This is a genomic window from Parasphingorhabdus flavimaris, from assembly GCF_013371215.1.
GTDB lineage: Bacteria > Pseudomonadota > Alphaproteobacteria > Sphingomonadales > Sphingomonadaceae > Parasphingorhabdus > Parasphingorhabdus flavimaris.
Genome location: NZ_JABWMH010000001.1, coordinates 888,167 through 902,032 on the forward strand (window position 1 = coordinate 888,167; position 13,866 = coordinate 902,032).

Below are 13,866 nucleotides of genomic sequence, written 5' to 3' on the forward strand. Positions count from 1 at the left end.
GACGGCATGATCCTTTCATCTTTGGATTCCGTCCTTAAGGCGACAGGAAGCATATCATGACTGAAGGCAGCTTGGGCGCGCCGACGCGGCACCCGATTCCCTGGCAGGAGGAATCCTATTATGACGAGGAAGCTCTCGATCTGGAATTGCGCCGGGTGTTTGATATCTGCCATGGTTGCCGCCGCTGCTTCAACCTGTGCGACAGCTTTCCACAGCTTTTTGATCTCATCGACGAAAGCCCGAACGAAGAAGTCGAGGACCTGAGCGCTGGCGACATCAAGAATGTCGTCGATTCCTGTACGCTGTGCGACATGTGCTTCATGGTCAAATGCCCTTATGTGCCACCCCATGAATTCGATCTGGATTTCCCGCATCTCATGCTGCGGCACAGGGCGGTAGAAAACCGCAACGGCAAGACCGGTTTTGTTGACAAGCAACTTGCTGAAATTGATCGCAATGCCGCGGTTGCGGGAACATTGTCCGGGGCCGCCAATTGGGCGAGCAAAGGAAGCAATGGCGTTACGCGCGGCATTCTGGAGAGCGTTGCCGGAATCGACAAGCGCGCCCATCTGCCCCCGTTTCAGGAGGTGCCGTTGACCCACAAGCATGTCGGTCACGGTCCGGTGGCCAACGCCGCGGCACCTGCCTTCGGTCGCAAGGCTGCGATATATGCGACCTGCTACGGCAATTTCAATGACCAGACGGCCGGCAAGGCCGCCCTCGATGTGCTGTCGCATAATGGTGTGCAGACGCGGGTCGAATATCCGGCCTGCTGCGGCATGCCGAAGCTGGAGAACGGCGATCTGCCTGCGGTGGCTTCATCCGCCGAACAGGTCGCTGCCTTTTTTGAACCCATTATTGACGAAGGATTTGACATTGTCGCGCTGACCCCGAGTTGCGCGCTGATGATGAAGTTCGAATGGCCGTTGATCCTGCCCGACAATGCAGTTGTGAAAAAACTGGCGCTGGCGACCCGTGATCTCAGCGAATATATTGTCGAGATTGCCAAGGAAAAAGGTCTGGTTCCAATCGACGAGATGAAGGCCGAGATAGGCATCCATTTCGCGTGCCATAGCCGGGCCCAGAACATGGGGCCCAAGGCGATGGAGATGCTCAAGCTGATCCCCGGCGCCAAACCATCGATCACCGAGCGGTGTTCCGGTCACGGTGGCAAATGGGGAATATTCAAGGAAAATTTCGACAAGGCGGTCAAGGTAGGCCGTCCGGCTGCCCGCGCTGTTTCAAAGGGCGATCCCGATTATATGGTCAGCGAATGCCCGCTTGCCGGACCGCATCTCAGACAAATCATGGAGAGCGGCGGCCAGAAGGATCTGCCGGCCAGGATCGGCCACCCGATAGAATTGCTGGCCAAGGCTTACGGGTTTTGATGCCAGGCCTTGTCGACGTCCGTCGGCCACCCCAACAGGAATTTAAGGATTGATATGCCCCGCGACACGCATGAGATTACCAGAGAAGATATAATTTCGCTCGCGGATTATGAGTTGATCCGCAAGGACAAGCGACAGGAATCAATTTTGCGCAAGAAATTCCGGCGGATTGCCATTGGTCCCTATGCGACGATCCAGTTCGAAAGCTGGGAGAGCATGTGGCTGCAAATCCAGGAAATGCTGCGGATCGAAAAGGGTGGTGAGGAGCAGCTGGCCGACGAGCTGGCTGCCTATAATCCGATGGTGCCGAACGGAGCGGAATTCACCGGAACGCTGATGTTCGAAATAGACGAGGAAGAACGACGCACCGCTTTTCTCAAGACTCTGGGCGGGGTTGATCAGCATATTCATCTGGTCATCGGCAATGACAAAATTACCGCGGAGCCCGAGCAGGATATCGACCGCACCCGTTCCGATGGCAAGGCCAGTGCGGTTCAATTTGTCCATTTCGCGCTAAATGCCGAGCAGGTGAAAAATTGGGAGAGCATGGACGGGCAGGTGATGGTCCAGATAGATCATCCCAATTACGGCCATGCAGCGATCATCAGCGACGAATGCCGTCGCGATATGGCCAGAGACCTCGACTAGTCGTCAACCGGGTTCGCAGGGTTGTTCGATTTCAAGATGATCGGGTTGTCTGCGCTGCCCAGCGAACCTGATGATGGTCCATTTTGAGCAGGCGGGTTTCTGGTGGAAGCATAACCTGCATCGCTGGATTTGTTGCTGGCTGATTGTTCCTCGCGAGCGGAAGGCTTTTCTTCATCCTGGGCCGGTTCGCTTGGCTCGCTGTCTGATCCGGTCATCGGTTCTCCGAAGACAAAGCCCTCTCCGTTTTCTTCCACTTCATCGTCATATCCCCAAGCATCATCAGGAGACGGACTGGATGGCGCTGGCGTTTCCTGCGTCTGCTCGTCGACGGGTTTTGCCTCGTCAGACTTGTCGGTCGGGGTCATAAAAAAGATCAGAAGCCCGGTGGCCCCCACGAACAGGACGGATTCTTTGAGCATATCAGAGCACCAATTTCTTATAAATTCCCGTCGAGGATAGATTGGTGCGGTTAAGAAATATTTACCCCCGGTAAATCGCGGCGCAAAACTCCTCTGGCATGATCGTGGTGCCATTGGCCATTCACAGGTCCACTTCGACCGCAAGCGATGCCAAATGGGCTTGAGTTTTTGTAAATAAATTTACATAGACCACTGATGACAAATCCCAAACTTTTTGCCGGCGCGGCGATCAAGCGACTGCGGCGGAGCGCTGCCATGACGCAGGTTGCTCTGGCCGAGGCCCTCGATATTTCGCCCAGTTATCTCAATCTCATCGAACGCAATCAACGGCCTTTAAGCGCCCGTTTGATGCTGTTGCTGGCCGAACGTTTCGACTTCGATCCGCGACAATTGATCGCGGCGGAGCCCGGTGGCGGTATCGACGCTATTCGTCAAAGGCTGACAGATCCCTTGTTCGAGGACCTGTCGATCGATCGCGCCGAACTGGAGGAGTGGCTGATAGCCTCGCCGAATAGTGCGGAAGCTTTTGTACGACTATTTGACAACCGCAAGGCTGCGGGAGATTCCGGGGAAAGCGCTGCACCTGACCCGATCCAGTTGGTTCGCCGGGAAATAGAGCGCTGGCGCAATCATTTCGCCGATCTCGATGCGATGGCGGAAGAGCTTGCGGATGAACTGCGCCTTGGCGCCGGCGATCTATATGGTGCGATCGCCGAGCGACTGCGCGTGAAACATCAGCTGATGATCCGTATCCTGCCGGAGACGGTGCTTTCGGACAAGCTCCGGCGCCTCGATCTCCACGCGCGGCAGCTTCAGCTCTCGGAAATGCTCGACCCCGCTTCCCGGACCTTTCAAGCCGCTCTGCTGCTCGGCCAGATCGAAGCAAAAGGAGAAATCGACGCGCTGGCGTCCGGGGGGCATTTTACCGACCGTGCCGCTGAAAAGCTGTTCCGGCGCCATTTGTCGGGCTATTTTGCCGCTGCATTGATGATGCCCTATGAGCGGTTTCTCAAGGCCTGCGAGCAGACAGGCTATCGCATCCAGCTGCTCCAGCGCCGTTTCGGAGCGGGATTCGAGCAGGTCGCCCATCGGCTGACCACCTTGCAGCGCGTGGGATCGCGCGGCTTGCCGTTTTTCATGGTCCGTATCGATCGCGCCGGGATGATCTCGAAACGCTATGCCGGTGCCAGCAATGCTCCGCTGGTAGAAAGCGCGCATCGCTGCCCGCTCTGGGATATCCATCGGGTTTTTGAGCAACCGGCGGAAATCCGGTCCCAGCTGGTGGCGCTGGAAGACGGTAGCACCTGGTTCACCCTGTCCCGTGCCGTGCAGGGTATTGGTTCCGGCGCGGGTGGTTATACGCCGGCATTCGCTATCGGACTGGGGGTTTCGGCGGAGGTCGGCTCGGCACTCCATTATGCGCGTGGTCAAGACCTGAGCATCGACCATGCCACGCCGATCGGCCTGGGTTGTCCTGCCTGTACCCGTCCCCAATGCTCGCAGCGGTCGGCGCCGCCGCGCAGCCGGCCTCTTACATTTAACGAACGCGAGCGCGGATTGACGCCATTTGACTTTGTGAACGACTAGATTGGCGCGTCAGATTTCTTGCCGTGCAGCGGCAAACTGTCGGTAGATTGAACAATTTTGACGATGGTCAGCGATTTCTTGCAGTTCTTCTTGTAAAATTTACCGACAGCTAACCAATTTTCCTTATGGGCGATAGCAGCCAAGGAAAGATCGCGCGCAAAATGATCCGATTGTTCAAGCATTATATCCCTTACCCCGTTTTGTTTCTGGGTTTGATAGACTTTTTGCTGCTGCTGATGGCGGCAGAAGCCGGCTGGATATTGCGTGCGCTTCAGATCGATATGGCAGTAGACTCGGTATACGATCGCCCGGGGCCGATATTCAGCTTTGCCTTTGCTCTTCAGCTGGCGTTGGTTGCGGTGGGTGTATACGGATCCGAAGCCCTGCAATCGCTGCGTTTCGCAGCTGCGCGGATTCTGGTGGCGATTTCCCTTGGGGTAATCTTCCTGTCGTTGCTTGCCTTCGTGATGCCCGGCATCACTTTGTGGCGGTCGAATTCCCTATACGCGATGGCTTTGGCGATCACGTTCCTTATGGCCGTCCGTGTTCTGCTCGGGACGATATTGGACAGCGACAGTTTCAAGCGCCGATTGTTGATTCTCGGTGCCGGTCCGCGGGCAGGGCGGATCGCAGCGCTGGAAAAGCGGCAGGAAAGTGGTTTCATCATCGCCGGCTATGTCGACATGAACGAAGGTCCGAGCAAGATCGACGGTGCGATCCGGCGTCAGGATATCGGCGACCTACCGCAACATGTCATCGACCTTGAGGTCAGCGAAGTCGTTCTGGCGCTCGAAGAGCGGCGCAATTCGCTGCCGGTGGCAGACCTGCTGACGATCAAGACGACCGGCGTCCACGTCAATGACATGTCGAGTTTTCTCGAGCGCGAGACCGGCCGCGTCGACCTCGACAGCGTCAATCCCAGCTGGTTCATTTTCTCCGACGGTTTCTCGTCGGGGCGGCGTCTGTCGACCGCCTTCAAACGCGGGTTCGATATATTCCTGAGCTTCCTGCTGCTGTTGCTGACCGGGCCGGTGATCCTGCTATTTGCCTTGCTGATCAAGCTGGAAAGCCGCGGCGGATCCTTTTTCAAACAGGAGCGGGTCGGCCTGTACGGCCAGAAGTTCAGCATCCTCAAATTGCGCTCGATGCGCGAAGATGCGGAAATCGGTGGCAAAGCGATCTGGGCGGCTGAAAATGATCCGCGGATCACCCGCATCGGTCGGTTCATTCGCAAAGTACGGATTGACGAGTTGCCTCAGGCTTGGAGCGTGTTGAAGGGGGAAATGAGTTTTGTCGGGCCTCGCCCCGAACGGCCGCAATTCGTAGACGATCTGCAAACCAAAATGCCTTTCTATGCCGAGCGGCATATCGTCAAGCCGGGCATAACCGGCTGGGCGCAGATCAACTATCCTTATGGTGCGTCGATCGAAGATGCCCGGCACAAGCTGGAATATGATCTTTATTACGCCAAAAACTATACGCCATTTCTGGATTTGCTGATCATTTTGCAGACGATCAGGGTGGTACTCTGGCCAGAGGGCGTGCGCTGAGATGGGATCGTTTCTCGATCATATCAGTACTTTCGGGCACGGCGGTGCAGCCGTGCTTTTCGGTGCTCTGGCAATCTGGCAATTTCAGCGCAAGGTCGAACGCAACCGCCGGCAGATTTGGTTGGTTATTGCGATAGCATTGACCAGTTTCTGGGCCCTGTCGATTGCTGTCGAAGGCTTCCAGTCACCGATTTCCCACTTTGCCGAAACATTGCGCAACTTTGGCTGGCTGGCGTTCATGTTCATTCTGTTGCGATCCGGGGAAGGGCGTGACGAGCCGACAACCGTTAACGGAATTTATTTTGCGCTGACATTTGTGCTGGTTGGCCAGATGATCGTTGATACGCTGTTGCCGGTCTTTGCGGGAAGTCCGCGCCTCGAAGGTGTCACGCTATATACTTCGCTGGTTTTGCGGATGATATTTGCCGTGGGCGCGCTGGTTCTGGTGCACAATCTATATTCGATTTCCGCACCGGAGTCCCGTTGGGGCATCCGGCTTCCAATGGCCTCGCTCGCGGCGATCTGGACCTTTGATCTGAACCTCTACACGATCACCTATCTGACCCAGCAATTTCCGTTTGAACTGCATGCGATGCGTGGCCCGACTATGGCGATCGTCGCGCCGATCCTGGCGCTCGCATCGGTTCGCAACACCGACTGGAATCTGACCCTGTCCCGCAGCGTGGCATTCCGTTCTCTGTCGCTAGTGGCGATAGCATCCTATCTCCTGATGATGGTCGTGATTTCGGCGGCACTGCAAATCATTGGCGGCGACTATGCGCGTCTGGCCCAGATCAGCTTCCTGTTCGGTACATCGGTTGGCGCGCTTTTGCTGCTGCCGTCGGGCAAGTTCCGTTCCTGGCTGAAGGTCAAGATGGCCAAGAATTTTTTCCAGCACCGCTATGATTATCGATCAGAGTGGATCCGCTTCACCGATACGATCGGTCGACCCGGTGCCGATAGCGCGCCTTTCCATGAACGGGTGATAAAGGCGATTGCCGATATAACCGATTCGCCGGCGGGTATTCTGCTGATGCAGGACGAGGCCGGTCAATTGGTGCTGCAATCCCGCTGGAACTGGTCCTCGATAGAAGTGCCTGCGCGCGCTTGTTCAAACCGCACCGTCGCTTTTTTTGAAGATTCCAGTCACATTGTGGAATTTGATGCGCTGCGTGCCGATAAGGATGACAAATGCGACCCTGCCGCCATCCCGGACTGGATGAGCAGAGACGAGCAAGCATGGGTAGCGGTGCCACTGGTTCATTTCGACCGTCTCACCGGCCTGATGCTGCTGGCTCGTCCACGTGTCAATCGTACGCTGGACTGGGAGGATCTCGATATGCTGCGTGTGGTCGGGCGTCAGGTCGCAAGCTATCTGGCGGAAGCCCGTAGCCAGGAATCGCTTTCCGAAGCGCAGCGTTTCGATGAGTTCAACCGCCGGATGGCGTTCATCATGCACGATATCAAGAATCTGGTCAGCCAGTTGAGTCTGCTGGCACGCAATGCCAAGCGCCACGCCGAAAACCCGGAGTTCAGGGCAGATATGATCGAGACGCTTCAGGATTCTGCGGACAAGATGAACGGCCTGCTCGAACGATTGTCGCAGCACAACAAGGCCAAGCAGGAAGAGCCCAAGCCGGTAAAAGTGCGCGAGCTGGTTCAGTCGATCATAGAGAAAAAGCGTATATTGCACGACATGCAAACCACCCAGATCGACGATCTGACTGTGATGGCGGATCCCGTGCGGGTGGATCAAATTCTCGGGCATCTGATCCAGAATGCGATCGATGCCAGCACGGAAGGCCAGCCGATCTTCATCAATGCGCGCCGGCGTGACCTGTCCGTGGCCATCGAGGTGCGTGATCAGGGGGTGGGCATGTCGAGCGAGTTTGTCCGTAGCCAGCTATTCAAACCTTTTGCGTCCAGCAAACAGGGAGGGTTCGGAATTGGTGCCTATGAAGCACGAGAACTTGCCCGCGCGATGAAGGGGCGTCTCGAAGTCGAAAGTACGGAAGGGACCGGGAGCCGGTTCACGTTGATCCTGCCCCTCGCCACACGCTTGTCGGATGAAAATTCAGCAGATGAAAGGGCCGCTTGATGCCAGATAGTAATCAACCGAAAAGAGAGAAGCTGCTGATCGTCGAAGATGATCCCGGCCTGCAAAAGCAGCTCAAATGGGCTTATGATGACTTTGATGTCATTGTCGCGGGCGACCGTGAATCCGCGATTGAGATGCTGCGAGCCGAAGAGCCCGATGTCGTGACCCTCGATCTCGGCCTGCCACCGGATCCCGACGGTACCACCGAAGGGTTTGCGACAATGGACGAGATATTGAGCTTGAAACCGGATACCAAGGTTATTGTTGCCTCGGGCCATGGTGAAAAAGCCAGTGCCCTGCGTGCCATTTCGGGTGGCGCATGGGACTTTTATCACAAGCCGGTGGATATCGACGAACTGGGGCTGATTGTCCGGCGCGCCTTTCACGTCCACAGGCTCGAACAGGAAAACGCCACACTTGCTGCGCGGGGCAATGGCGATGGATATATTCTGGGCCAGATCATCACCGGGGCACCGGAAATGCTGAAAATCGCCCGGATGATCGAGCGGGTGGCCAATACTAATGCTTCGGTCATGCTGCTTGGCGCCAGCGGGACGGGCAAGGAATTGCTGGCGAAAGGTCTGCACGAAGCGAGCGATCGGCGCGACCAGGCATTTGTCGCGATAAACTGCGCTGCGATACCGGAGAATCTGCTCGAATCCGAACTGTTCGGACATGAAAAAGGGGCCTTCACCGGAGCGATCAAGACAACGGAAGGCAAGATCGAGCAAGCCGATGGCGGTACGCTCTTTCTCGACGAAGTGGGGGATATCCCGCTGCCGCTGCAGGTCAAACTTCTGCGCTTCCTGCAGGAGCGGGTGATCGAGAGAATAGGTGGTCGCAAAGCGATCGCGGTCGACACCAGGATCGTTTGCGCCACGCATCAGAATCTCGAGAAGATGATCAAGGAAAATTCGTTCCGCGAAGACCTTTATTATCGTTTCGCCGAGATCGTGATCAAGATTCCCCCGCTATCTGGTCGATCGGGTGATGCCAGCCTGCTAGCCCGTCATTTCCAGAAAAAATTTGCTGCGGAAATCAATCCGGCGGTGAAGGGGCTCGCTCCGGATGCCCTGGCCGCGCTGGAAGCATGGCACTGGCCGGGCAATGTCCGTGAACTGGAAAACCGGATCAAGCGGGCCGTAATCATGGCCGATGGCAAGATGATCGGCGCAAATGACCTCGACCTGGAAGTGGATGAAAATGCAGCGACCGATCTGCTCAATTTGAAAGCGGCCCGCGAAGCCGCAGACCGTTCGGCGATATTGCGGGCGATTTCACAGACGAGCGGCAATATTTCCAATGCAGCCAAATTGCTCGGTATCAGTCGCCCGACACTTTACGATCTGCTCAAGCAATATAAGTTGCAGCAAGCCAGCTAAGCGATGATGATCTCCCGTTTCCAGCAATGGCGATTGTTCAGCAAGCCGGTCGTTCTCGCGACTATGCTGGCGGTCAGCGTGGTCGGCATTCCCAGCGCCATTTTCGCGGCTAGCGAAGGCAATGGCGAGGCCCGGGAGGCTTTTGCCAAGGCCGAGCAGTTTCGCGCGCAGCGTGATATAAGATCGGCGCGGATCGAGTTGATGAACGCGATCAAGGCCGACCCGGAGTGGATTGACGCACGGGTGGCGCAAGCCGAAGTCCTGCTGGGCCTTTATGACGGTATCGCTGCCGAAGCGGAGATCGATCGCGCCATCAGTCTGGGGCTTGATCCGGCTCGGGTGCGGCATCTTTTGGGCCATGCGTTATTCCTGCAGGGCAAGCCGCAAAAGGCGCGTGATCAGTTGATGGCCGATGATATCCCGGCAAGGCATCAGGGCTATGCGGCGCGGATCATGGGTAAGCTGGCGCTACAAATGGGTGATGGGCAATTGGCGAGCCAGTCGTTCAACCGGGCGATGGAACTGGATCGACAAAATCCCGACCTGTGGGTCGATATCGCCCGGTTCCGAGCAGACTCGGGCGATCAGGCCGGCGCGACGAACGCGGTTGACGAGGCCGTGAAACTGGATCCCGACAATATTCGCGCCCTGCAATATCGCGGCGAGTTGCTCCGCTTTCAATTCGGTCTGGGAGCATCTTTGCCCTGGTTCGAACGTGCGCTGGAGATCGATCCCAATGATGTCCCGCTGTTGACCGAATATGCGGCCACTCTCGGCGACATGGGCCGGATGACCGAAATGCTGGCGATCGCGCGCAAGATCATTTCACTGGACAGTCGTAATCCACGGGCCTTTTTCATGCAGGCGGTTCTTGCTGCGCGGGCGGGTAAATATGGACTGGCGCGAAGATTGATGCACCAGACCGGAGGCGCGATGGACAATGTGCCAGCGGTCCTGCTGGTGCAGGGAATAATCGAGCATGGCGAAGGCAACTACAATGCCGCCGTCGACAAGTTCGGCCGCCTGGTGTCGATCCAGCCGAGCAACCGGCAAGCGCAAAATCTGCTCGCGCGTTCGCTGTATCTGGCCGGTAGTGCTCTCGATGCGGTGGAAGTGCTGAAACCGCAGGTCAACCGCACCGGGGCGGACCCCTACGCCTTGTGGCTGGCGGGACGCGGGCTTGAGGCGATCGACGAACGCGTCCAGGCGGCCGGCGTTCTCAATCGGGCAGCGGTCCATGATAGCGGCAAGGAAAGCGCGATCGCCGCCGCGGTGCCGCTCGGCATATTGTCGGGCGAGGCGCAACGGAACCCGAATGATGCACGGGCGGTGGTTCCCTATATTCGCGCGCTATACGATGCGGGCGACCTTGCCACGGCCTATGCGGAAGCCAAGCGGTTGCAGAACGGTAATCCGGGAGCGAGCGACGCGCATATATTGGTTGCCGATGTCGCTGCGGCGATGGGCAATTATGACGAGGCGCTAGACGCGCTGGGGCAGGCGCGCAGCATCCGCTTTTCCGAACCGGTGATGCTGCGACTGGTCGAGGTCACACGTGCGAAGGGCGCGTTGCAGCAATCGGGCGAAACGGTGGCGCAGTTCCTCAATTACAATCCGAGCAACATCGCGGGCTTGCGCTGGATGGCTTATGCCCATCTCGAGACCGGAAGCTGGTCGGTTGCTGTCCATTTGCTCGAAAATCTCCGCAAGCGACTGGGCGAAAATGATGCCTTGATCATGGCTGGTCTGACACAGGCCTATACCGGACTGGGAGAGACGGAAAAAGCGATTGCAGCGGGCAGGATCGCGTATCGCGTCCAGCCCTCCAGTCCGGTGGTATCTCATCTTTACGGTCTGGCACTGCTGGCGGATGAAGGGCGCATTGGAGATGCGACAAGCCTGCTTGAAAAGGCTGTCACCATCATGCCTGAAAATCCCGCCTATCGCGCAAGCCTCAGGCGCGCGCGGGCTATTTGAGGCCAAGCGTCGGCTAATCCAAAGTCGAAACGCCGTTCAGGCTTCGCTTTTCACCAAGTCGTCGATCGACAGGTCGAGCCGCTTCATCTGGCGCTCGACGGGTGGCCAGACATTCTTGATGAAATTTTCTCGCTGTGATTGGCGCAGGCGATCCTTTGCGCCCGCTGCGACAAACATTCCCACGCCGCGTTTCACCGTGACCAGGCCATCCTCCTGAAATCCCTGATAGGCTTTCGCCACGGTAAGGGGGTTGGCGCCCTGGTCGGCTGCAAATACGCGGACCGAGGGGAGCATGTCACCCTCGCGATATTCGCCGTCCAATATGGATTCTGCGATAATGTCCCGCAATTTCAGATAGACGGGTTTGCTTGCATTGTTCATGCTGCATCACTGCCATAATACAGCCATGCACGCAAGGTGCTAGTTGAGGAAATACCGACATTTGGTCGGGATTGCGGCCATTCATTCTGACAGGGCAGGGGTCCAGCGGGACAAGACGTCCTCCAATGCCGGTCGCGGTCGCTCTACCAGTTCCGCATTGGACGTGCCAAAATAGAGAAATCCCGCGATTCTCTCCGGCGCCGAACCAAACAGATCCCGCACGTCATCGTTAAACGCCGGCCAGCCGGTGATCCAGCCGCCGACAAATCCCATCGCGTGAGCCGCGTGGAGAATGTTCATCACAAAGGCACCGCAACTCAGTTCCTGTTCCCAGAGGGGAATCTTGGTCGATGTGACGGGGGAGCACATCACGACCAGCAGGGTCGGCGCCAGGCAGGCCATCGACTCCAGCGATTCGAGTTCCATCCGCCCGGCTTCCGGCCGTTCTTTCAGATAGGCATTGTGGATGCCATTGGCGAAAAGGCTGCGCTGATCATCGCCAACCGCAATCACGCGCCAGGGCGCCAGCTTGCCGTGATCCGGCGTCCGCAGGGCAATCGTAACAATCTCTTCGATCTGAGCTTCGCTCGGACCAGGGGCGATCATATCGCGCGGTCGCCCGGATCGGCGGGATGGGAGATAGCTGGCGAGGCTGCTGAGGTCGTTAAATTGCTTTTCGGTCATATCCGTCACTTCGGAAGAGACGGGGCCAATTGCAAGGCGAATATGAGATAAACCGGTCTCGCTTGTAACAATCTGCTTCACTTGCGCATTTTTTTCATTAGGGTGCGGGGCAATCGGGCTGCATTGGACAGCCCACCTAGTATATCGGGGAGTTCATAAATGGCTGGTGAGTATCTGGAATCGGGCGACGCTAGAGGAACATTCCTCGGTCATCCCAAGGGACTTTTTGTTCTGTTTTTTGCCGAAATGTGGGAACGTTTTTCCTATTACGGCATGCGGGCCCTGTTGATATTCTATCTCGTTCAACACTGGATGTTCTCGGATAGCGAAGCGGGCGTGATTTACGGTGCCTATACCGCTCTGGTCTATATCACGCCGGTGGTTGGTGGCTATCTGGCCGACAAATATCTGGGGCAGCGCAAAGCGGTTGCCTTTGGTGCCTTGCTTTTGACTTTCGGCCATTTCCTGATGGCTTTCGAAGGAGACGGTCTTGGTCAGGCAGATCCGGCGATAAACATCTTCTGGCTGGCACTTGCCTTCATCATCGTCGGTTCGGGCTTTTTGAAAGCCAATATTTCGGTCATCGTCGGGCAACTCTATACCCGCACTGACATTCGCCGCGACCCAGCCTATACGATTTTCTACATGGGTATCAATCTTGGTGCCGCGCTGGGAGCGATCATCGCCGGCTGGCTGGGTCAGACCTATGGCTGGTCCTACGGTTTCGGAGTAGCCGGACTGGGCATGTTGCTCGGCCTGGTCGTGTTCGTCTGGGGCAAGCCATTGCTGGTAGGTCGCGGTGAAGCCAATGATCCCAAGCTGCTCGAAAGCAAAGTCGGTGGCATCAAGTTCGAATGGCTGCTTTATCTTCTCAGCTTTGCGACCGTCGGCCTCGTCTGGATATTGATCCAGTATCAGGCTCTGGTTGGCTCATTGCTGGGAATCGCCGGTGCAATATTGGTGATTTATGTTCTCTATACCGCCGTCGCCAAGCTCGCTCCGGAGGATCGTGATCGCATCTTTGCGGCAATGTTCCTGATTTTCGGTTCGATCCTGTTCTGGGCCCTGTTCGAGCAGGCCGGATCGTCGCTGAACCTGTTTACCGACCGCAGCGTTGACCGGAATATTCTCGGCATTGAAGTTCCTGCGTCCGTGTTCCAGTCGATCAATGCGATCTATATCGTGCTGCTGGCACCGGTATTTGCGTTGCTCTGGACCATGCTCGGCCGCAGGGGGCTGGAGCCTTCCGCGCCAGCGAAATTTGGTCTGGGATTGATCCAGCTCGGTGCAGGCTTCCTGGTGCTGGTAGCCGGTGCTTTGGCGGCAGGAACCGGTAACCTTACGCCGGTTCTGTTCATCTTCCTGATCTACCTGCTGCATACGACCGGTGAGCTTTGCCTTTCTCCGGTTGGCCTGAGCGCGATGAACCGTCTGGCGCCTTCGCATATGGCGAGCCTGATCATGGGTACATGGTTCTTTGCTTCTGCAACCGGCAATTTTGCTGCCGGACTGATTGCTTCGGCAGTCGGTGCCGAAGGGGCCGGGCCGGATCGTGTGCTGGAAGTCTATTCAACCGTTGGTTGGGTTGCTGTCGGTGTCGGCGTTGCGGTGATCGTGATATCGCCGCTGATCAAGAAGCTGATGCATCTGGATACGCTTGCTGACGACAATGTCGGTGACGATCTGGAAGGCCAGGCGGAATTTGGTGATCCCCAGTCTGCCGGCATTCATCCTACAACCAAGCCATAATCT

Annotated in this window: 12 protein-coding genes; 8 read left to right on the forward strand and 4 right to left on the reverse strand. The window is 56.9% G+C overall.

Translation table 11 applies throughout. The features are described from left to right. The first annotated feature begins 56 nt into the window (after positions 1-56). Both HUO14_RS04330 and HUO14_RS04335 read left to right on the forward strand, forming a co-directional pair. The gene (locus HUO14_RS04330; RefSeq protein ID WP_176278615.1) at positions 57-1,388 is read left to right on the forward strand and encodes a (Fe-S)-binding protein; all 1,332 of its coding nucleotides are present in this window, start codon (positions 57-59) and stop codon (positions 1,386-1,388) included. 54 nt (positions 1,389-1,442) lie between these two features. Further along, on the forward strand, positions 1,443-2,036 hold the full coding sequence (locus tag HUO14_RS04335) for a DUF3501 family protein (RefSeq protein WP_176278616.1): 594 nt from the start codon (positions 1,443-1,445) through the stop codon (positions 2,034-2,036). Here HUO14_RS04335 and HUO14_RS04340 read toward each other — a convergent pair. Then, a complete protein-coding gene (locus HUO14_RS04340; RefSeq protein ID WP_176278617.1) occupies positions 2,033-2,455 on the reverse strand; it encodes a hypothetical protein in 423 nt (140 codons plus the stop codon). The genes HUO14_RS04335 and HUO14_RS04340 overlap by 4 nt on opposite strands. A 195-nt stretch (positions 2,456-2,650) precedes the next feature. Between HUO14_RS04340 and HUO14_RS04345 the strand changes: the two genes are divergently transcribed. Continuing rightward, on the forward strand, positions 2,651-4,042 hold the full coding sequence (locus tag HUO14_RS04345) for a helix-turn-helix domain-containing protein (RefSeq protein ID WP_176278618.1): 1,392 nt from the start codon (positions 2,651-2,653) through the stop codon (positions 4,040-4,042). On the opposite strand, the gene HUO14_RS04350 is transcribed toward HUO14_RS04345, so the two are convergent. Next, on the reverse strand, positions 4,039-4,224 hold the full coding sequence (locus HUO14_RS04350; protein ID WP_176278619.1) for a hypothetical protein: 186 nt from the start codon (positions 4,222-4,224) through the stop codon (positions 4,039-4,041). The two genes, HUO14_RS04345 and HUO14_RS04350, sit on opposite strands and share 4 nt — an antisense overlap. Between HUO14_RS04350 and HUO14_RS04355 the strand changes: the two genes are divergently transcribed. From HUO14_RS04355 to HUO14_RS04370, 4 genes are read left to right on the forward strand one after another with little or no spacing between them, the layout of a single operon-like run. Beyond that, positions 4,204-5,592, forward strand: coding sequence for a TIGR03013 family XrtA/PEP-CTERM system glycosyltransferase (locus tag HUO14_RS04355; protein ID WP_176278620.1), 1,389 nt, complete (start codon positions 4,204-4,206; stop codon positions 5,590-5,592). The two genes, HUO14_RS04350 and HUO14_RS04355, sit on opposite strands and share 21 nt — an antisense overlap. A gap of 1 nt (position 5,593) precedes the next feature. Further along, entirely contained in the window at positions 5,594-7,690 is a 2,097-nt protein-coding gene (gene prsK / locus HUO14_RS04360; protein ID WP_176278621.1) for an XrtA/PEP-CTERM system histidine kinase PrsK, read from the forward strand. Further along, complete coding sequence (gene prsR, locus HUO14_RS04365; RefSeq protein WP_176278622.1) at positions 7,690-9,072, forward strand: PEP-CTERM-box response regulator transcription factor; 1,383 nt, start codon at positions 7,690-7,692, stop codon at positions 9,070-9,072. The genes prsK and prsR overlap by 1 nt, the downstream gene beginning before the upstream one ends. Before the next feature lie 3 nt (positions 9,073-9,075). Further along, positions 9,076-11,049 carry a tetratricopeptide repeat protein gene (locus HUO14_RS04370; RefSeq protein WP_176278623.1) on the forward strand — a complete coding sequence of 658 codons (1,974 nt, stop codon included), beginning with the start codon at positions 9,076-9,078 and terminating at the stop codon, positions 11,047-11,049. A gap of 36 nt (positions 11,050-11,085) precedes the next feature. Here the strand turns inward: HUO14_RS04370 and HUO14_RS04375 are convergent, their stop codons facing one another. Then, positions 11,086-11,430, reverse strand: coding sequence for a GntR family transcriptional regulator (locus HUO14_RS04375; protein ID WP_176278624.1), 345 nt, complete (start codon positions 11,428-11,430; stop codon positions 11,086-11,088). A gap of 81 nt (positions 11,431-11,511) precedes the next feature. After that, positions 11,512-12,114 (reverse strand): nitroreductase family protein, encoded by a 603-nt coding sequence (locus tag HUO14_RS04380; protein WP_176278625.1) that lies wholly within the window; start codon positions 12,112-12,114, stop codon positions 11,512-11,514. A 159-nt stretch (positions 12,115-12,273) separates the two neighbouring features. Between HUO14_RS04380 and HUO14_RS04385 the strand changes: the two genes are divergently transcribed. Beyond that, positions 12,274-13,863: a peptide MFS transporter gene (locus tag HUO14_RS04385; protein WP_176278626.1), complete on the forward strand. Its 1,590-nt coding sequence runs from the start codon at positions 12,274-12,276 to the stop codon at positions 13,861-13,863. Positions 13,864-13,866: the final 3 nt, after the last annotated feature.

Bases quoted from the DNA above. Each gene is read 5' to 3' on its own strand.
- HUO14_RS04330 (WP_176278615.1), top strand. From the start codon at position 57: ATGACTGAAGGCAGCTTGGGCGCGCCGACGCGGCACCCGATTCCCTGG.
- HUO14_RS04335 (WP_176278616.1), top strand. From the start codon at position 1,443: ATGCCCCGCGACACGCATGAGATTACCAGAGAAGATATAATTTCGCTC.
- HUO14_RS04340 (WP_176278617.1), bottom strand. From the start codon at position 2,455: ATGCTCAAAGAATCCGTCCTGTTCGTGGGGGCCACCGGGCTTCTGATC.
- HUO14_RS04345 (WP_176278618.1), top strand. From the start codon at position 2,651: ATGACAAATCCCAAACTTTTTGCCGGCGCGGCGATCAAGCGACTGCGG.
- HUO14_RS04355 (WP_176278620.1), top strand. From the start codon at position 4,204: ATGATCCGATTGTTCAAGCATTATATCCCTTACCCCGTTTTGTTTCTG.
- HUO14_RS04350 (WP_176278619.1), bottom strand. From the start codon at position 4,224: ATGCTTGAACAATCGGATCATTTTGCGCGCGATCTTTCCTTGGCTGCT.
- prsK (WP_176278621.1), top strand. From the start codon at position 5,594: ATGGGATCGTTTCTCGATCATATCAGTACTTTCGGGCACGGCGGTGCA.
- prsR (WP_176278622.1), top strand. From the start codon at position 7,690: ATGCCAGATAGTAATCAACCGAAAAGAGAGAAGCTGCTGATCGTCGAA.
- HUO14_RS04370 (WP_176278623.1), top strand. From the start codon at position 9,076: ATGATGATCTCCCGTTTCCAGCAATGGCGATTGTTCAGCAAGCCGGTC.
- HUO14_RS04375 (WP_176278624.1), bottom strand. From the start codon at position 11,430: ATGAACAATGCAAGCAAACCCGTCTATCTGAAATTGCGGGACATTATC.
- HUO14_RS04380 (WP_176278625.1), bottom strand. From the start codon at position 12,114: ATGACCGAAAAGCAATTTAACGACCTCAGCAGCCTCGCCAGCTATCTC.
- HUO14_RS04385 (WP_176278626.1), top strand. From the start codon at position 12,274: ATGGCTGGTGAGTATCTGGAATCGGGCGACGCTAGAGGAACATTCCTC.